This window comes from Sulfurimonas sp. RIFOXYD2_FULL_34_21 (assembly GCF_001830805.1).
In the GTDB taxonomy this organism is placed as follows: domain Bacteria; phylum Campylobacterota; class Campylobacteria; order Campylobacterales; family Sulfurimonadaceae; genus Sulfurimonas.
The window spans coordinates 1-17,722 of sequence record NZ_MICH01000005.1 but is presented as its reverse complement, the minus strand read 5'-3'; the positions used below and the strand labels follow the sequence as shown (position 1 = coordinate 17,722).

The 17,722-nt window shown below is 34.3% G+C and carries 19 protein-coding genes; 10 read left to right on the top strand and 9 right to left on the bottom strand.

Going from position 1 to position 17,722, the window contains the following annotated elements:
* The first annotated feature begins 30 nt into the window (after positions 1-30).
* Genes A2530_RS03050 through A2530_RS03020 form a run of 7 tightly spaced genes read left to right on the top strand, consistent with a single transcriptional unit; the run spans position 31 to position 6,424 of the window.
* Positions 31-1,116 (top strand): glycosyltransferase family 4 protein, encoded by a 1,086-nt coding sequence (locus A2530_RS03050; RefSeq protein WP_294885600.1) that lies wholly within the window; start codon positions 31-33, stop codon positions 1,114-1,116.
* 3 nt (positions 1,117-1,119) lie between these two features.
* On the top strand, positions 1,120-2,112 hold the full coding sequence (waaC, locus tag A2530_RS03045; RefSeq protein ID WP_294885598.1) for a lipopolysaccharide heptosyltransferase I: 993 nt from the start codon (positions 1,120-1,122) through the stop codon (positions 2,110-2,112).
* A gap of 23 nt (positions 2,113-2,135) precedes the next feature.
* Positions 2,136-3,233: a glycosyltransferase family 4 protein gene (locus A2530_RS03040; protein WP_294885596.1), complete on the top strand. Its 1,098-nt coding sequence runs from the start codon at positions 2,136-2,138 to the stop codon at positions 3,231-3,233.
* Positions 3,226-4,410 carry an O-antigen ligase family protein gene (locus A2530_RS03035; protein ID WP_294885594.1) on the top strand — a complete coding sequence of 395 codons (1,185 nt, stop codon included), beginning with the start codon at positions 3,226-3,228 and terminating at the stop codon, positions 4,408-4,410. The genes A2530_RS03040 and A2530_RS03035 overlap by 8 nt, the downstream gene beginning before the upstream one ends.
* A complete protein-coding gene (locus A2530_RS03030; RefSeq protein ID WP_294885593.1) occupies positions 4,400-5,134 on the top strand; it encodes a lipopolysaccharide kinase InaA family protein in 735 nt (244 codons plus the stop codon). The genes A2530_RS03035 and A2530_RS03030 overlap by 11 nt, the downstream gene beginning before the upstream one ends.
* On the top strand, positions 5,127-5,876 hold the full coding sequence (locus A2530_RS03025) for a glycosyltransferase family 2 protein (protein WP_363114146.1): 750 nt from the start codon (positions 5,127-5,129) through the stop codon (positions 5,874-5,876). Before A2530_RS03030 ends, A2530_RS03025 begins: the two co-directional genes overlap by 8 nt.
* A complete protein-coding gene (locus tag A2530_RS03020; protein ID WP_294885591.1) occupies positions 5,873-6,424 on the top strand; it encodes an acyltransferase in 552 nt (183 codons plus the stop codon). Before A2530_RS03025 ends, A2530_RS03020 begins: the two co-directional genes overlap by 4 nt.
* Here the strand turns inward: A2530_RS03020 and A2530_RS03015 are convergent.
* The gene (locus A2530_RS03015) at positions 6,421-7,383 is read right to left on the bottom strand and encodes a glycosyltransferase family 9 protein (RefSeq protein WP_294885589.1); all 963 of its coding nucleotides are present in this window, start codon (positions 7,381-7,383) and stop codon (positions 6,421-6,423) included. The genes A2530_RS03020 and A2530_RS03015 overlap by 4 nt on opposite strands.
* Entirely contained in the window at positions 7,383-8,201 is an 819-nt protein-coding gene (locus tag A2530_RS03010; RefSeq protein WP_294885588.1) for a DNA ligase, read from the bottom strand. The genes A2530_RS03015 and A2530_RS03010 overlap by 1 nt, the downstream gene beginning before the upstream one ends.
* Positions 8,202-8,237: 36 nt before the next feature.
* Here A2530_RS03010 and A2530_RS03005 point away from each other — a divergent pair, with 36 nt between their 5' ends.
* Together A2530_RS03005 and waaF are read left to right on the top strand one after the other, a co-directional pair.
* On the top strand, positions 8,238-9,497 hold the full coding sequence (locus A2530_RS03005; RefSeq protein ID WP_294885587.1) for a glycosyl hydrolase: 1,260 nt from the start codon (positions 8,238-8,240) through the stop codon (positions 9,495-9,497).
* Positions 9,498-9,504: 7 nt separating this feature from the next.
* The gene (gene waaF, locus A2530_RS03000) at positions 9,505-10,479 is read left to right on the top strand and encodes a lipopolysaccharide heptosyltransferase II (RefSeq protein ID WP_294885585.1); all 975 of its coding nucleotides are present in this window, start codon (positions 9,505-9,507) and stop codon (positions 10,477-10,479) included.
* Here waaF and rfaE1 read toward each other — a convergent pair.
* Entirely contained in the window at positions 10,476-11,900 is a 1,425-nt protein-coding gene (gene rfaE1, locus A2530_RS02995) for a D-glycero-beta-D-manno-heptose-7-phosphate kinase (RefSeq protein ID WP_294885583.1), read from the bottom strand. The two genes, waaF and rfaE1, sit on opposite strands and share 4 nt — an antisense overlap.
* A complete protein-coding gene (rfaD, locus tag A2530_RS02990; protein ID WP_294885582.1) occupies positions 11,900-12,907 on the bottom strand; it encodes an ADP-glyceromanno-heptose 6-epimerase in 1,008 nt (335 codons plus the stop codon). Before rfaD ends, rfaE1 begins: the two co-directional genes overlap by 1 nt.
* A gap of 139 nt (positions 12,908-13,046) precedes the next feature.
* On the opposite strand from rfaD, the gene A2530_RS02985 reads away from it, so the two are divergent.
* Positions 13,047-13,331 (top strand): cytochrome C, encoded by a 285-nt coding sequence (locus A2530_RS02985; protein ID WP_294885580.1) that lies wholly within the window; start codon positions 13,047-13,049, stop codon positions 13,329-13,331.
* A 49-nt stretch (positions 13,332-13,380) separates the two neighbouring features.
* On the opposite strand, the gene ccoS is transcribed toward A2530_RS02985, so the two are convergent.
* Genes ccoS through gmhA form a run of 5 tightly spaced genes read right to left on the bottom strand, consistent with a single transcriptional unit; the run spans position 13,381 to position 17,578 of the window.
* On the bottom strand, positions 13,381-13,596 hold the full coding sequence (ccoS, locus tag A2530_RS02980) for a cbb3-type cytochrome oxidase assembly protein CcoS (RefSeq protein WP_294885579.1): 216 nt from the start codon (positions 13,594-13,596) through the stop codon (positions 13,381-13,383).
* 2 nt (positions 13,597-13,598) lie between these two features.
* The gene (locus tag A2530_RS02975) at positions 13,599-16,001 is read right to left on the bottom strand and encodes a heavy metal translocating P-type ATPase (protein ID WP_294885577.1); all 2,403 of its coding nucleotides are present in this window, start codon (positions 15,999-16,001) and stop codon (positions 13,599-13,601) included.
* Positions 15,994-16,476 carry an asparaginase domain-containing protein gene (locus tag A2530_RS02970; RefSeq protein ID WP_294885575.1) on the bottom strand — a complete coding sequence of 161 codons (483 nt, stop codon included), beginning with the start codon at positions 16,474-16,476 and terminating at the stop codon, positions 15,994-15,996. The genes A2530_RS02975 and A2530_RS02970 overlap by 8 nt, the downstream gene beginning before the upstream one ends.
* Positions 16,460-16,984 carry a D-glycero-beta-D-manno-heptose 1,7-bisphosphate 7-phosphatase gene (gene gmhB / locus A2530_RS02965; RefSeq protein WP_294885574.1) on the bottom strand — a complete coding sequence of 175 codons (525 nt, stop codon included), beginning with the start codon at positions 16,982-16,984 and terminating at the stop codon, positions 16,460-16,462. The genes A2530_RS02970 and gmhB overlap by 17 nt, the downstream gene beginning before the upstream one ends.
* 6 nt (positions 16,985-16,990) lie before the next feature.
* Positions 16,991-17,578, bottom strand: a complete 588-nt coding sequence (gene gmhA / locus A2530_RS02960) for a D-sedoheptulose 7-phosphate isomerase (RefSeq protein WP_294885573.1) — start codon at positions 17,576-17,578, stop codon at positions 16,991-16,993.
* Positions 17,579-17,722 lie beyond the last annotated feature (144 nt).

The following is a 17,722-nucleotide window of genomic DNA, read 5'->3' as shown; positions in this document are numbered from 1 at the left end:
CCAAACATTATAATTAAGTAGCGGGTTTTAATGAAAAAGAAAAATATAGTTGAACTTTGTCTGGCTCACGGGCTGGGAGGATTAGAACTCTCAGCCCTTTACTGCCATGACTATTTTAAAACAAAAACCGCCTCTTACATAGTAGTCGCTCCAAATACAAAACTTGATAATCTGATAAAAGATGAAAATAAATTCACAATAAAAAGAAATAAACTCTTCCCTTTTATTCCTGCTTTAAAACTTGCAAAATTTATAGATGAAAAGGATATAGATATTATCCACTTTCACTGGGGAAAAGACATCATAACAGCTGTTTTGGCAAAACTGCTTAGTAAAAAAAAGCCAAAAATTCTTCACTCAAGACACATGAACATGACAAGATTTAAAGACGACATGTATCACAGATGGCTTTATAAAAATATAGATATGCTCCACGGGGTTTCAAAGCAGGTTAAAGAGCAGATGCAAAAATATATTCCAGATAGGATAAGACCGCCCATCGAGCCTGTTTATCTAGGAGTAAAAGAGAGTAGTATCGATGATAAAAAAGTTCAAGAACTAAAATCAAAATACAATTTAAAAGATGAATTTATAGTAGGTATGGTTGGCAGAATCGAAGAGGAAAAAGGGCAGTTTCTGCTTATAGAAGCAATGAAAAAGCTTCAAAACCTCAATATAAAAGCCCTTATTATCGGGCATACCATGGATGAAGAATATCTTAAAAAGTTAAAACAAAACGTTGATGATTTAGGTTTGCAAGATAAGATAATCTTTACCGGTTTTACAAAAGACGTAAATGAACACATGAAACTATGCGACACCGTAGTACTTGCTACAAAAAAAGAGACTTTCGGTCTTGTCGTGGTTGAAGCAATGATAAACAAAATATGCGTTATCGCAACAAACAACGGTGGTCCGTTAGAGATAATAGATGAGGGCATAAACGGTCTGCTATTTGATAGAACAAGCAGTGATTTAGTCGACAAAATAGAGTATCTGTACAATAACTCTGAAAAAAAACTCTCTTTGGCAAAGGCAGGTTATGAAAAAGCAAAAAGAGAGTTTTATCATGAAACACAGATGCAAAAACTTTATGATTTGATAGAAAAGATTTAAACAATGAAAATATGCATAGTAAAACTCTCCGCAATGGGCGATATAATTCACGCTATGGTAGCTCTGCAATTTATAAAGCAAAAGTTTCCTGATGCTCAAATAGACTGGGTAGTTGAGAGCAGTTTTGCAGGTGTTTTAAAAAACAATCCGCATATAGATAATATTTTAGAAGTAAATCTAAAATCTATAAAAAAGAAAAAAAGCGAAATTTTCAATCAGTACAAAATAGTAAAAAGCTACTCAAAAAACAACTATGACATTGTAATCGATGCTCAAGGACTTTTAAAATCTGCCATAGTCTCTAAACTAATCGGCGCAAAAATCATTGCCGGTTTTGACAAAAACTCTATCCGTGAGGGAATAGCGTCATACTTTTACGACAAAAAAGTAAGTATTGCTTATGATGCAAACACGATTGAGCGAAATGCAACCGTTATCTGCGAACCTCTGGGTATAAAAGTCACCAACCAAATGATTATAAATAAAGATGCTTTTTTGTTTTCTTCTTCACATGTAAAAAATCTGCCTGAAATTTTTAACCTTTTCGTCATAGGCTCTACGTGGGAGAGCAGAAACTACCCAAAAGAGAAGTTTGTAAAAATTGCAGAAGCTCTAGGCGTGCAGACTTTTATAGTCTGGGGAAGCGAAGAAGAACATCTAAAGGCACTCTGGATGCAAGACAACTCCAAGTATCTACATGTACTTCCTCGCGGCTCGCTAGATGAGCTAAAGTACGTTATCTCAAAATGCTCATTGCTTATAGGAAACGACACAGGACCTACTCATATGGCATGGGGACTGAATGTTCCCTCTATCACAATTTTTGGACCTACTCCGACAAACCGCGTATATGTTACGCCGATAAACAAGGTCGTAAAATCAGATAGTGAAGTTAACCACTACAAACTCAATAAAAACGATTTCTCAATACAAGAGATAGAATCCGAGAAAATAGTAAAAATAGCAAAAGAGCTGAAAAAATATGCTTGTAAGTAACTTTTTGATAGCATTTTAAAATTATGAACATACTAATATTGACCTCATCAAACGACTCTTTTAACAGCGTGCGTCCCGAACTGGAGATTTATGTATCTTTGGCAAAAGCAGGACATAGCATAACACTACTCAGCGAAAAAGAGAGTGCTTATGCGCCTAGATTTCAAGAGAGCAAAGTTGAAGTTATAGATGCCGTGTATCGCAAAAAAATAGATTTTAAAATCATCTCTTTAGTAAAAAAAGTTATAAAAGAAAAAAATATACAAATTGTTTATGCTACAAACTCGAGAACAATATCAAATGCTATCATAGCCTGCATCGGCACGGATGTAAAACTAGTAACTTACAGAGGAACAACCGGCGGCTTATACAGACATGACCCAAGTTCATATCTAAATGCACTAAATCCGAGAGTTGACGGTGTTATCTGCGTCTCCGAAGCAGTGACGCAACATGTAAAAAAACAGGTCTTTTCAAAAAATAAAAAAGTTGTAACTATTTACAAAGGACATGATACTTTATGGTATGACCAAGCTCCTGCCAATCTGGAACAGTTTGGAACTAACCAAAACAATTTCAATGTAGCTTTTGTTGCAAACGTAAGACCTCACAAAGGTTTGATATACGTAGTAAAAGCGGCTCATGAGTTAGCGGATATAAAAGATTTGCATATTCTGCTTATAGGCGATAAAATCTCACAAGAGCCGTACCTCTCGGAGATAAAAAAAAGCGGTATGAGTGAGAGAATACATGTAACTGGACACAGAAAAGATGTTCCTCAAATCATTGCTGCTTGTGATGTTTTGATTCACGCATCAACCAGAAAAGAGGGACTGCCTCGTGTAATACTAGAATCCCTTGCAAGCGGTGTTCCCGTAATCGCATCTGCGAACGAAAGCTCTTTGGAGATAATAGAAGACGGAGTAAACGGCTTTATAGTTCCTATAAAAGATGCCTCGTCAATAGCAAAGAAGATAAGAGAGTTACATGACAACCCTGCAACATTAGAGAGATTAACGGCTCATGCAAAAGATATTATAAATGACAAACTATCTCATAAAACAACTGCCAAAAAATATATAGAGTATTTTGAGTCTCTGCTTAAAGACGAAAATGAATAAATATATAAACTACCTATTTGTTATTTATGCTTTTTTACTCCCGATTTCAAGAGGCGGTATCTCGATATTAACAGCTCTTTTATTTGTTTTGTGGCTATTTAGCGATGGCTTTAAAAACAAAATAGAGTTTTTAAAATCAAATAAAGTTATTATCTCTTTAGTGCTGTTTGTCGCCTTTAGCTTGATTTCTTTATTCTGGTCGCAAGAACCTTTTGGCGGGCTTCATTACATAAGAAAATATTGGTATTTTTTAACCGCAATAGTCATAGCGACTACGGTAGAAAAAAAATATCTTAACTACGGAATTTCTGCATTTTTAGCGGGTATGTTTATTAGCGAACTTATCTCATACGGCGTATTTTTTGAACTATGGAGTTTTAAAAATGCAACAGTAGCTTTTCCAAATCCTTTTATGAATCATCCTCAATACTCTATGTTTTTGGCTTTTACTTCATTGCTTCTCTTAAGCAGAATATTTTACGAAAAAAGCTTAAATCTAAAAATAGCCTATGCACTATTTTTTATAACAACAACCGCAAACCTCTTTTTAAACGCAGGAAGAACAGGTCAAGCGGCATTTGCAGTCTCTTTGTTTGTAGTAGGATTTTTACATGTTAAAAACAAGTTTTTAGCTTTTTTTGGGATGCTTACTCTGCTTTTATCAATATTTTTTATCTCATATACGATTAGCCCGAATTTTAAAGCAAGAGTGGAAGTCGGGTTCTCTGACATCACAAAAATCATATCAAAAGATGATTACTGCTCCTCAATAGGGCTGAGACTTGCCGTTTGGCAAATAGGCGGCGAGATTTTCTCAGATAACCCTATTTTAGGCATAGGAATCACCAATGATATGCAGGCGCTAAAAGAGAGTATAACAAACGAGCATCCAAATATGGAGTGTGCTAAAATAATGCCGAGCTATCATAACTTTTATGTTCAAACGGCTGTTCATCTGGGATTAATAGGTCTTGTTTTATATTTGAGTATTTTTTATAATCTTTTAAAACTCAGTATAAAAGATAAATTTTATTTTAACTTGATGATTGTTTTTGTAAGCGTTTACTCTATATCGTCTTTAGTAGAAACTATGTTTCATGAGCAATTCCCGATGGCATTTTTTGCCATCTTTAGCGGAATTTTTATAGCACAAAGCAGGATAGAACATGAGATTTGAATCAATTCACGACAGATATAATGAGCTGTTAAAAGATATAAAAGAGTATTTTGATATCTCGCACAACTCCATACATAAAGCAAGAAACGAGATAAAAACCATAGAGTTTCATTCCGAAAATCTTGTTGTAAAATCTTTTAAAATTCCAAATATTATAAATAAAATTCTCTATTCTTTTTTTAGAGACTCAAAAGCAAAAAAGTCATACCAAAACAGCATAAAAATAATCGGCTTTGTACCAAAACCAATAGGCTATATAGAGTTTAAAAAATTTGGACTGCTTAGCAAGAGCTACTTTGTAAGCGAAAACTTCGAGTATGACTTTACTATACGAGAACCTCTTATAAACACAAATTTTTTAGACAAAGAGAACTTATTTAAAGCCTTTGCAGAGTTTACATTCAAACTGCATGAAGAGGGCATTTTTCATCTTGATTACTCTCCTGGTAATATACTTATAAAAAAAGAGGATGAAGGCTACATTTTTAAAATAGTAGATATAAACAGAATGGAATTTAAGACTCTAAACTTAGATGAGAGACTCAAAAACTTCTCTAAACTCTGGGCAAAAGATGAAGATTTAGAGACTATTGTAAAAGAGTATGCAAAATTATCAAAATCGGATGAGTCAAGTTGTGTTAAAATAGCGCTAAAGTACTCACAAGCTCATAAAGACAGAAAAAATGCAAAAAAAAGATTACGGGGGGAAGCGGTAGTTGATTGAAAATATCTCATGCGTTATCATCGCAAAAGACGCGGCTTCTACTATAATACCTACTCTTGAATCTCTCAAATCTTTTAGTGATGTTGTAGTTTACGACAACGGTTCAACCGATACAACTTTAGAGATTGCAAAAAAATACTTAAATGTAAATCTTGTTCAAGGCGAATTTTTTGGTTTTGGAGAGACAAAAAACCGCGCTGCCTCTTTTGCTAAAAATGAGTGGGTTTTATCACTTGATGCGGATGAAGTACTATCCGATGAGTTTGTAGAAAATCTCTCAAAACTTCAATTGGATGAAAAAAATATATATACGATTCTCAGACAAAACTACTATAAAAACGTACATGTAAAACACTGTTGGGGAAATGACATAATAGTACGCCTTTTTAACAAAACAAAAACTGCTTTTACAGATGAAAAAGTACATGAAAAAGTTATAGAAAAAGGTTTTCATGTAGCTCAAATCAGCGGTTCTGTTTTGCACTACCCATACTCTACCATAACCGATTTTATAATCAAACTTGACCGTTACTCCAGTATCTTTGCAAATGATAATGTCGGCAAAAAAACCTCATCCCCAACAAAGGCTTTTTTTAATGCCCTCTTCTCATTTTTCAAAACATATTTTTTAAAAAGAGGATTTTTGGACGGTTACGCAGGACTGGTTATTGCATTTTCGCACATGGCTACAAACTTTTACAAATACATAAAGCTTTACGAGCTTAACAGAGAAAAAAAGTGAATCAGTTAAGTTTTATACAAAAATTAAAAAACAAGATAAAAGTTAGCGGAAAAAACAACAAAATCTTAGTTGAACATCAAATAAAGATATCAAAAACAAAAATAGTCATAAAAGGCGACAATAATACTCTACATGTAAAAGAGGGTGCAAAAATAAACGGCTCATTTTTGGAGATAGTCGGAGACAATTGCACTATCATTATAGGCAAAAACTCCATTATCGGTGAGGGCTGTTACTTAAGTGCAAAAGAAAAAAATATAACACTTACTATCGGCAATGATTGCATGTTAAGCAGAAATGCAAAACTTATGACCTCAGACGGTCACCCGATTTTTCAAGACGGTAAAATCATAAACTCTGCAAAAGATATTACGCTCGGTACTAAAGTATGGATAGCGGATGATGTAGTAATTTTAAAAGGCGTAGAGATAGGAAGCAACTCGGTTGTAGGCATATCTTCAGTTTTGACAAAATCAATTCCCAAAAACTCCATAGCCGTCGGAAACCCTGCAAAAATAGTAAAAGAAGATATCAGCTGGGCTCACTAAAGACGGGATAATTCTCTCTTTACCTCTTCAAACAACTCATCCTTTTTTTCTTTCTCACTCGGTATCATGTAGTGTTTTTGAAGCTTTATATCTCCAACGCTCTTCCATCTTGCAGCACTTGCAAAAAGCGAATCCGCAAAAAATGTCATGGTCGGTGTTCCTACAAGAGAAGCTACATGATATGTTCCCGTTGAAGTTGAGATAAAAAGTTTAAAATTGCTTACTAATTTTGCAAAGTAAACCAATCCTTCAAGCGAGAGATAGAAAACTGCATTGACATCATAGAGCCTCTTTTGCATCTCTTCATATAGCTCTTTTTCATCGGGTCCAAAGGTTAAAACTACTTGATACTTGTCTTGTTTTATAACTTCACGAATTAAAATCTCATACTCGTCAAGATTCCAGTTTGCATCGCTTGAGCCCCCGAATCCTACATGAAAAGCAACAACCTCTTTTTCTATGTCGTTGTTTAGACAAAAAACCTCATATATCTTCTTTGCATCGCTAAACGCTAAGAGCGGTTTTTTATACTCCAAACTTATATCGTTAAAGAGCGCGCGCGTAAGTTCTAAGTTGTACTCAAACTCCGCCATCTCTACTTTGCTTCTTCTTTGCACCACTCTTTTATTGTAAAAGATTTGAGCTATTTTAGTCGCAGGCGCTATCCTTTTTGGAATCCCTGCCAAAAACTGTGCAAGAGCTACACGGGTATTTGAAAAAAGGGTAATAGACACATCAATCTTTGCGTTTTGCAGTTTTTTTGCAAGTTCAAAAACAGTGCCGCCGTTATCAACTATAACCTCATCTATAAAATCGCAAGCTTCTGCCAAAGCTCTGTTTAGTGGAGCGACACATACGACAACCCTGTTATTTGGATTATGCTGTTTTAAAACATATACCGCAGGAAGTGCCGTTATAAAATCGCCTAGCTTATCATTACGAACTACAAGAATATTCATCAATCTTCTCTCACTCTCATAAATGAAGCAAATTTAGGTTTGCCGCCGTTTGTAAAACCGTAATATTTAAAAGTTACTATAGTGCCTATTTTTGGCGGATTTTTTCTTATCTCATCGCTAAATCCGCTTCCTATAAAAAAATCTGTACCGTTTTCAAGCTTTACATGTAAGCTTCCCATAAAACCCTCAAATTTACCTTTTCCTTCTTTATAACCAATCACTTTTGCTTCCATATCATCTGCTTCTTTTACCTTTAACAGATAATCGCTTCTGCCCTCAAAATACTCTTTTGAGGCATCTTTTAGCATCACGCCCTCGCCGCCTAGCGATAAAACAGTTTTTTTAAAAGAATCTAACTCCTCTTTTGAATTACAGACTTTTTGCTCTATTATCTCTACATGTAAAAGATTGTTTTTTTCTACATGTACTCTTGCTTTTTGGAGTCGCTGTAAAAAATTGCCCTTGGCATGAGGAGCTTCAAAAATCATATATTTTATCTCGCTCCATTTTTTAGTCGGAGTTTTATCCATAACTATGGACTGGATATTTTCAAAATCTCCTCTCTTTGTCCAAAGTTCGCCGTCAAGTTCAAACGACGGGAATTTTTGCGTAAAATATTTTGGAGCATTTATAATCTTGCCTTGTCTCGTAAATAGAGATTTACCGTCCCAATATGCTCTTACTCCGTCAAGTTTTTCAGACATTACCCGGCCGCTTATATTTTGGTCTGTATAGCTGTTTGCTTTTTGAAGCGTCAATGCACTCAATGAGAGTGTAAAAAGTAAAAGAGATATTATGATTTTATTTAAATTATGCATGAAGTATTTTATCTTAAAATGGTTATAATTCGCCTTATGAAAGAACCGTACAGATGGGATAATTATTCCGACCAGCCATATCCGTTACAAGACAAAGTATATAAAAAAAAGATGAGAAAAAGCCAAATCGGCTCACTTTTAAAAACTTTTATTATCTCACTTTTTATTCTGCCTCTCTCAATCGTCATGACGCCTTTTGTCAAAAGGAAAAAGATAAACTCAAATGATTTTTTCTGCATAGGCGTTGATTTTGAGCGCAATCCAAATGAGACTCTTAAGATGATAGAAGAGCTTGGCGTAAATAGAATTCTGCTGCGCATAAAACTTTGGGAAATGGACAAACTCCCGCTATTAAAAGATTTTATTTTTTTATGTAAAGATAAAAAAGTAACGCTAAAAATTCTTCAAGACAGAGAACATGTAGAAGATTTGTCACTTTTAAAAAGAGATTTAGAGACAATTTTTACCTCACTAAATCAACATGTAGATATTTTTGAAATCGGCTCAACCATAAACAGGGCAAAATGGGGATTTTTCAGCGTCGATGAGTTTAACCGTTTTTTTCAGGTTGCCTATGATTTAAAAGTCTCAAAATTTTCACATGTAAAGCTAATAGGGGGCGGAGTTATAGACTTTGAGTACCACTTTAGCGCACATACACTTTTTAATCTTTTTAAGTACCGTTATGATGCTATATCTTCACTCCTTTATGTGGATAGACGGGGTGCTCCTGAAAATATGCAGATGGGTTTTAATCTGCAAGATAAAATAGCACTTCTTAGCACTATGGTTTGGCTCAGTCCAAAAAGCGTACATGAACTACATGTGACGGAGACAAATTGGCCTATAAGCAACACCGCACCTTATGCTCCCACAAGCGAGCATGAATGTGTAAGCGAAGAGCTTTATGCCCATTACATGTTAAGATACTATCTTCTCTCTCTTGCGTCACAACAGGTTGACAGCGTATCGTGGCATCAACTGATTGCACCGGGATACGGGTTGATTGACAACAGAGAAGGCATAAGAAAAAGAGAGGCGTTTGAAGTATATAAATTTATGGTGCAAACTCTAAAAAACTCTCAATTTTTACGGCTTGATATAAAACGCGGGTACTATATCCTTCAGTTTTTAGTCGATGAAAAATTACTTCAAATTCACTGGTCTGTGCGTCCGACAACGCTAAAAAATGAAGATTATTTCACTGTTTGCTCTAGCAGCGGCAAGAGCATAAAAGAAGAGACTCTACATGTAGCTTCATCTCCTCTGTATATCTTCATAAAAGACGCGATATAATTCCACTATGAAAATACTTATAATTTTACCAAACTGGCTGGGTGATGCCGTTATGGCAACTCCCGCTATTGAGCTTTTAGCCTCATACTATCCAAATGCAAAATTTACTTTTGTAGGCAGTTATGTGTCCATTGAAGCGCTGAAATATCATCCTCTTTGTAAAAATGCGGTAGTTGATGAGACAAAAAAAGCAAAGAGCAGAATCAAAGCGACTTATGATTTAGCGAAAAAGTTAGGCAGTTTTGACATGGCAATCTCTTTTAGAAATCAGATACACTCATCTTTGCTTTTAAAACTAACGGGAACTTTTTTTAGCGTAGCCAAAAAATCATGGCACTCAATGTTCCTGCTTTCTCATACACCTGCTATAAAAGCGGACAAACATCTCTCTATGCAATATGCCGAGCTTGCAATGATAAACACGGATGAATGGAATAAAATCACCCCTAATCTGCGCTTATATATTGAACCTAAAAAATTTGAAAAACCGACTATGGGCATAAATGCGGGGGCAACTTACGGAAGTGCGAAAAGATGGTATCCACAAAGATTTGCCGAAGTAGCGCGTGAGTTTAGCGACAGATATGAGATAATAATTTTCGGCGGACCAAATGAAGTAGAGATGGCAAATGAGATAGAGTCACATCTTAAATCTTCACATGTAACAAACTACACAAATCTAGCAGGAAAAACAAGCATAAAAGAGCTATGTTCCTATATTGGCGGTTGTTCGCTTTTTGTTACAAACGATAGCGGACCTATGCACGTAGCGGCGGCTTATGGCGTTCCTAGCGTTTCAATCTTCGGTCCTACAAAACATACTGAGACTTCACAGTGGATGAACGAAAAGAGCACTATCGTAAGACATGACATGGAGTGTGCTCCGTGTATGAGAAGAGAGTGTCCTCTAGGACATCATGAGTGTATGAAAAGCATAACGGCACATGAAGTCATAGAGGCAGTCAAAGAGTTAAATATTTAACAGCCCTGTATCTTTTGAATCGTTTTTGTAGTACTCTTTCCATCTACAAAATTAACAAGCTTTAGCTCACCCGCAAATTCTGTTCCGACTACCTCTTTACCCTCATAATCTCCGCCTTTTACAAGCGTATCTGGCTGTATCATTTTTATAAGTTCATAAGGAGTATCATCTTCAAAAGGTACGACAAAATCAACCGCTTCAAGAGCGGCTAAAAGATAAGCTCTATCCTCTGCAATATTCACCGGACGCGTCGGACCTTTTAACCTTGAAACGGAAGCATCGGAATTAAGTCCTACTATAAGCACATCTCCAAAACTTTTTGCTTCTTGAAGATACTTTACATGTCCTACATGTAAGATATCAAAACAGCCGTTTGTAAATACAATTTTCTTGCCGCTTTTTCTATATCTCTCAACTACTGCTTCTATATCTTTAAAACTTTTTATATGAGCATCGGAAGTACTTTTATGCAAGCTTGCTTCATACTCTTCAATCTCATCAAGAGTAACCGTAGCCGAGCCGATTTTCCCAACCACTACACCAGCTGCAAGATTTGCAAATGCCGCTGCTTCTTCTATACTTTTACCGGCACTTAGAGCAAATGCTATCGAGGCTATAACGGTATCTCCTGCACCTGTTACATCAAAAACCTCTTTTGCAACGGTTGGAAAAATCTTCATCTCATCATCATAAGTAGCGATACCGTCTTCTGAGAGTGTAATCATTGATATAGCCAAATTGCAATCCTGCTTTAACTTTAACAGTGCTTTTTCTAGGGACTCTTTATCTTTTATATCTATTTTAGTTGCAAGTATAGCCTCTTTTTTATTAGGCGTTAATAGATATGCACCTTTGTATTTGCTGTAGTCGCTCCCCTTTGGGTCAACCAAAACTTTCACGCCCTCTTTATTGCAAAGCTCTATAACGCTTTGGCATAATTCTTGAGTTAAAACGCCTTTTCCATAGTCTGAAAGTATAACTGCATCATAGTTGCAAATTTCACTCTTTAAAGAGTTTAAAATCTCTTGTGCAGCAACGTTTGAAATCTCATCCTTGCTCTCTTTGTCATATCTTAAAACTTGTTGCGAACTTGCTATAACACGGCTTTTTTTGGATGTTTTTCTATTTTTTTGAGTTACTATATTATCTGTTTGCACATCTATCTTTTTTAACATGTCAATAAGCTCTACACCGTTATCATCATCTCCTATAACACTTCCTACACTTACTTTTGCACCAAGAACTCTAAGGTTGTTTATAACATTTCCTGCACCGCCAAGAACAGTAGTCTCTTTGGCAATATCGACAACCTGAACCGGAGCTTCTGGAGATATTCTCTCACAGCTTCCCCACAGATAATGGTCTATCATCAAATCGCCGATTACTAAAATATTTGGGGAAAATTTTTTAAGTATTTTCATTATTTTACTTCTTCTTCATACATTCTCTTAATTTCACTTATATAAGCTTTTATTCCGTCTTCCATCTCAAATCTCGGCTCGTATCCCAATATCTCTTTAGTTGATTCTATATCAGCTTCTGTATGGAACTGATAACTTCCGATGTATGGATTTGGTATATATTCACATGTTAAAGAAGTGCCAAGCTCTTTTTGAAGGATATCAACTATATCTTGAAAACTTCTAGCTTTACCGGTTCCCACATTAAAGATACCGCTCTCTTTAGGATTCATAGCTTTAATATTGGCTTGAATTATATCTTCTATATATATAAAATCTCTAAGTATTTTATCGCTATGTTCAAAAAGACGAGGATTTTTACCGGCTAATAACTGATGTCCAAACTGCAAAATCATTGAAGCAGTAGTGTTTTTAAAGTACTCTCTTGGTCCATAAACATTAAAATATCTAAGCCCCACTATTGATATATCGCTTTCTTTCATATACTCACGGCTTAAATTATCCATACAAAGCTTTGAAAAACCATAAACATTTTGCGGTGATTCGCGTCCGACTCTTTGCGGTGAAGCAGCACTGCCGTAAGTTGCCGCCGATGAAGCATAAATCATATTTGCCCCATGTTTTATAGCTAACTCAAGCAAATCTTTATAAGCATTAACATTTGTTCTTATCATCAAATCTTGTTCTAGTGCGGTAGTATCAGAAATAGCTGCTTCATGAAAAATATAATCAAATTTATAATTTAATTCTAAACTAAGAAGTAACTCTTTGTCATTGATATTACCGCTTATTACTTCACCCTTAAAACCGATTATATTTTTAAAATGTCCAAAGCTTTTCAGATTCCCGTTTGAGAGCGTTTCTTTACTTCTAAAACTGTCCAGAACTACTATTTTAGCCTCGGGATGATTCTCTTGAAAATAAAATGCCAAATTTGAACCTATAAAACCTGCACCGCCTGTAATTAAAACTGTTTTGTTATTTAAATCATCATCTATATATCTCATTTTACCGCCATTATTGTCACTATTTTGTCATATAGTATAGTTTATTTAACAAAATGATAACAGATAAACTATTAACATGTATTTAAGAGTAAAATCACTATAATTTGCCTGAAAATAAAAAAAAATCAAGGAAAAAAATATGAAAAAAATTGTTTTATCAATCGTTGCTTTAACTGCAACTACTGCTTTAATGGCTGGTGTAGAAGCTGGTGCCTGTCAAGGATGCCATGGAGCTGATTGGAGTAAAGCTGCTTTAGGTAAATCTAAAAATGTCGCTGAAATGACTCATGCTGATATAGCTACTGCACTTAAAGGTTATAAAGCAGGTACTTACGGCGGACCAATGAAAGGTCTTATGAAAGGTCAAGTGGCAAAATACTCAGATGCTGATTTAGACGCATTCGCACAAACTATCGGTAAATAATTTACCTTAATTGCCCTCTTTGGGCGATTAACTCTTCAACTAAACTATTTTATTCTGGCTTATATCTTTTTTTCAAAACTTCTTTTTTCTGCTCTTGCTTTATTGCATCGTTTAACTCATCTTCACCGTCATATTTAGCAGCATTTAAAAACTTCTCTTCATCGTCAAACTGCCCACTTTTAATTGCCCATAAAAAAGCAAATAGTGCTATTGCTCCTAAAAATACAGATGCCCCAAGCATCATTGCAATTACCCAAGTATCCATACTTAATCCTTATTCCATTTATTGCGAATACGCATAGAGTTTCCTACAACCAAAAGCGAACTTAAAGACATCGATATAGCTGCTATCAAAGGTATAATATATCCAGCCATTGCCAAAGGTATAGTTATAGCATTATATACTATTGATATAACAAGGTTTTGTTTAATTAAACCAAATGTTGTACGGCTTATTTTAAAAGCATCTTTTAATGACTTCATACTATCGTCTAAAAGAACAACATCTCCTACTTTAACTGCAATATCACTTCCGCTTCCCATAACAATGCCTATATCGGAACGAGCCAATGCCAAAATATCGTTAATGCCGTCTCCAACCATTACAACTATCTTATTTTTTTCATGGAGGTGAGTTATATAATCAGCTTTACTTTGTGGAGTTTGTTCATAAATAAAATCTTTAATACCTACACTTGAAGCAACTTTATTTGCCATACGGCTGTTGTCGCCAGTGAGCATCACCACATCTATACTCATTTTTTTCATATCTTCAACTAACTCTGACACACCATCTTTAATTTTATCGGTTAATTCATATATTGCCGCTAATTTATTATCTATTGCAAAATAAAAAATAGTGTTTTCACTCAAAAATGTTGTCTCAATACTATTTTCATTTAGTAGTTTTATATTGCCGCCAAGCAGATTTATCTCTCTTACTTTAGCTTTTATACCTTGTGCAGAAATTTGGGTAAATTCATCCAGTATCTCAGCAACTATATTTTCATTCTCCTTTTCAAGATATTTCGACACTCCTTTTGCCACAGGGTGATTTGATAATTTTAAAAGTGAATATAGAAGCTTTTTATCAAACTCATCATAAATATGCTCCTTTATTACCTCAGGTTTTCCTATTGTAATAGTTCCAGTCTTATCCAAAATAAGAGTGTCAACTTTTGCCATTGTTTCAAGTCCTGCCGCTTCTTTAAAAAGTATTCCTCTTGAAGCACCCAAACTAAGTCCCACCAATGTTGCAACAGGAGTAGCAAGAGCTAATGCACATGGACATGCTATTATAATAACCGATACCGCAATCATAAAAGAGATATCAAAGCTGTTTGTTTGAAACCACCACAAAGCAAAAGTAAAAATTGACAAGAAAAGTATAATGGATGAAAAATATTCAGATAGTTTGTTGGCCATCTGCTGAATCTTTGGTTTTTTATTTATAGCTGATTCTAAAAGTGTAACAATATTTGAAAGTGTTGAGTGCTTAAAATCTTTTGTAGCGATAAAATGAATATCTGCATCTATACTTGTAGTTCCGCTTATTACGCTCATTCCGACATTTTTATATATCGGTTCACTCTCTCCGGTTAAATTTGCTTCATCAAACGAACCGCTACCTTTAACTATCTCTCCGTCAAGTAAAACTTTTTCTCCTGAAGAGACTACTACAATATCTCCTTGTCGAACATCATTAAGCTTACATGTAGCTATATTGCCGTCTTTAACAATTTTTACTTCACTCGGAATATTTTTTGTAATCATATCAAGTGTATCAGCAGCATTCTTTTTACTTAATACTTCTAAGAACTTGCCTATTAAAACAAAAGTAATAATCATACTTACAGAGTCAAAATAGGCTTCACCGCTTTGCATTAATGTTATATATATAGAATAAAAATAGGTTAAAGCGGCACCTGTTGCTACAAGCAAATCCATGTTTACTATTTTAGTTTTTAGAGCATAGTAAGCACCTCTAAAAAAAACCAAACCGCTGTAAAAAAGTACAGGAGTTGCTAAAATACCCTCTGCAATATTTAGTACTGTTTTTACATCTTGAGTAATTCCGCTAAAATATCCTGCATACTGAGCAACAGCTATCCACATAATATTCATTGAAGCAAAAATAGCAACTGCCATTTTCAAGTAGTACGACTTTCTCTCTTTATTAGCATGTGTCTCTTGAGCCAAAGAGTCATAAGCAAAAGCATTGTATCCGATAGAACGAATCATATTTATAATTTTTGATAATTTTACAACATCATCTGACCATACAATCGTTGCTTTGTTGTTTGTGAAATTTATATCAGCTTCTATTACTCCATCCATTTTATGAAGAGCTTTTTCATTTAGCCACACACAAGCCGAGCAGTGAATCCCCTCTATAATTAAAGATACTTTACTAAATCCATCACTATTTGTCTCTACAAATTTTTCATAAAAAGATGGTGTGTCAAAATTTGAAGAGTCTTCAAAAGTTTTAGAAATAGGAGACAACACTACATTATTACTTTTTTTATAAAAACTATCAAGACCCTCATCACACAAGAGATGAAAGACTCCTTGACAACCACTACAACAAAAGTAGTTTGATTCATCTTTAATCATTATTGATGAATCAAACTCTAAATGACAATGTGAGCATGCTACTTTATTAGACAACTTCAAACTTTCCAAATTTAGTATTTTTTTCTATTTTATTCCATGATTCAATATATCCGCTCATACATATATAAACACCAAATTCACTGGTACCTCTTGCAAATCCGATTGCCATTCCTAAATTTAAACTAGCTTCTACGTTATCTATCTCGAAAGGATTCATGGCACCTACAAATACTATTTTTCTATCATCAAAAATTTCAGCCAAGAACTCTGCACTGAGATGCATTGTATCCGTTCCATGAACAATTATAAAAGTATCATCATTTGACTCCATAATAACACTTGCTAGAACTTTTCTATCACTCATTGTCATATCTAAACTATCTTTATAAATAAGACCTGCTATATCAAATTTAGAATCTACACTTTGTAAAATTCTCTCTATTGCTGAATTGTCATATGGAACTTCTAATTCACCGTTTAATTTATTATATTTTTTATTAAAAGTACCGCCGCTATTTAGTATTAACACTGTAAATATCCTCTAATTTTGAAACTATTTTTGTAGCTTTTGATTTTTTAACTATATTTTTTTCATCAAACAGATACGTCTTGCTAACTCCTGCTTTTATTGCAGCCTCAATATCGCTCTCTTTATCACCTATTAAAATCGAGTTCTTAAAATCGATATCAAACTCTTTTGCTGCTTCTAAAAACATTCCTGATTCCGGTTTTCTACAGCTACATGTACCGGATATGTCAGGGTGATGAGGACAAAAATAAACTTTTTTTATATTAACATTATACTTTGCAAATTCATTAATCATCCATGAAGTTAAAATATTAAAATCACACTCATCGTAATAACCTCTATCAATACCTGATTGATTAGTTACGATAATAATAATATAACCGTTATTTTGATAATATTTGCAAAGATTTATTATGCCGTTAATAAATTCAAAATCTTCAATTTTATGAAGATAATTTATTTCAACATTTACTACACCGTCACGGTCTAAAAATAGTGCTTTATTCATAAGAAACTAATTAACACCATCACCAAAAATCTCTTTTTCTATGATATCACAAATTATATGTCCAATCAATATATGAGATTCTTGTATTCTTGGAGTTGAGTCTGATGGAACAATCAGTGAAATATCAGCGATTTTAGCCATTTCACCACCATCACGACCGACTAAAGCAACTGTTGTTATGCCTTTTTGTTTAGCAACTTCAAATGCATTAACTATATTTTTTGAATTACCGGAGGTAGAAATACCTATAAAAATATCTCCATTTTGACCCATGCCTTCTAGTTGTCTTGAAAATACTTTATCATAACCGTAATCATTTCCTATTGCTGTTAAATTTGATGTATCTGTTGTTAGAGATAAAGAAGGTAGTGAAGGTCTATCAAATCCATATCTACCAACAAGCTCGGCTGCTATATGTTGAGCGTCGGCTGCACTACCTCCGTTACCTGCTAGTATAGTTTTATTAGAGCCTTTATATAGCCTTACACAAAGTTTAGAGACCTCTTCTATTTTACTCAATAACTCTTCATTATCATAAATAGCTTGTTTAGTTTCATAAGATTTTCTAATTTGATTTTTAATATAGTTTTTCATATAACATCCTAAAATAATATATAAAATAATACCACATTCTCAATTGTTAAACAGTAAAGAAGCAATTAAAAAACAGAAAAAAGTCGTTAATAAAAGTAAAGAGATAGCTTAAAGTTGTAAAAAAATTATTGATGATTTGTAGTA

Bases quoted from the DNA above. Each gene is read 5' to 3' on its own strand.
- A2530_RS03005 (WP_294885587.1), top strand. From the start codon at position 8,238: ATGAAAGAACCGTACAGATGGGATAATTATTCCGACCAGCCATATCCG.
- waaC (WP_294885598.1), top strand. From the start codon at position 1,120: ATGAAAATATGCATAGTAAAACTCTCCGCAATGGGCGATATAATTCAC.
- gmhB (WP_294885574.1), bottom strand. From the start codon at position 16,984: ATGAATAAAGCACTATTTTTAGACCGTGACGGTGTAGTAAATGTTGAA.
- rfaE1 (WP_294885583.1), bottom strand. From the start codon at position 11,900: ATGAAAATACTTAAAAAATTTTCCCCAAATATTTTAGTAATCGGCGAT.
- A2530_RS03030 (WP_294885593.1), top strand. From the start codon at position 4,400: ATGAGATTTGAATCAATTCACGACAGATATAATGAGCTGTTAAAAGAT.
- waaF (WP_294885585.1), top strand. From the start codon at position 9,505: ATGAAAATACTTATAATTTTACCAAACTGGCTGGGTGATGCCGTTATG.
- A2530_RS02985 (WP_294885580.1), top strand. From the start codon at position 13,047: ATGAAAAAAATTGTTTTATCAATCGTTGCTTTAACTGCAACTACTGCT.
- rfaD (WP_294885582.1), bottom strand. From the start codon at position 12,907: ATGAGATATATAGATGATGATTTAAATAACAAAACAGTTTTAATTACA.
- A2530_RS03010 (WP_294885588.1), bottom strand. From the start codon at position 8,201: ATGCATAATTTAAATAAAATCATAATATCTCTTTTACTTTTTACACTC.
- A2530_RS03040 (WP_294885596.1), top strand. From the start codon at position 2,136: ATGAACATACTAATATTGACCTCATCAAACGACTCTTTTAACAGCGTG.
- A2530_RS03050 (WP_294885600.1), top strand. From the start codon at position 31: ATGAAAAAGAAAAATATAGTTGAACTTTGTCTGGCTCACGGGCTGGGA.
- gmhA (WP_294885573.1), bottom strand. From the start codon at position 17,578: ATGAAAAACTATATTAAAAATCAAATTAGAAAATCTTATGAAACTAAA.
- A2530_RS03015 (WP_294885589.1), bottom strand. From the start codon at position 7,383: ATGAATATTCTTGTAGTTCGTAATGATAAGCTAGGCGATTTTATAACG.
- A2530_RS03035 (WP_294885594.1), top strand. From the start codon at position 3,226: ATGAATAAATATATAAACTACCTATTTGTTATTTATGCTTTTTTACTC.
- ccoS (WP_294885579.1), bottom strand. From the start codon at position 13,596: ATGGATACTTGGGTAATTGCAATGATGCTTGGGGCATCTGTATTTTTA.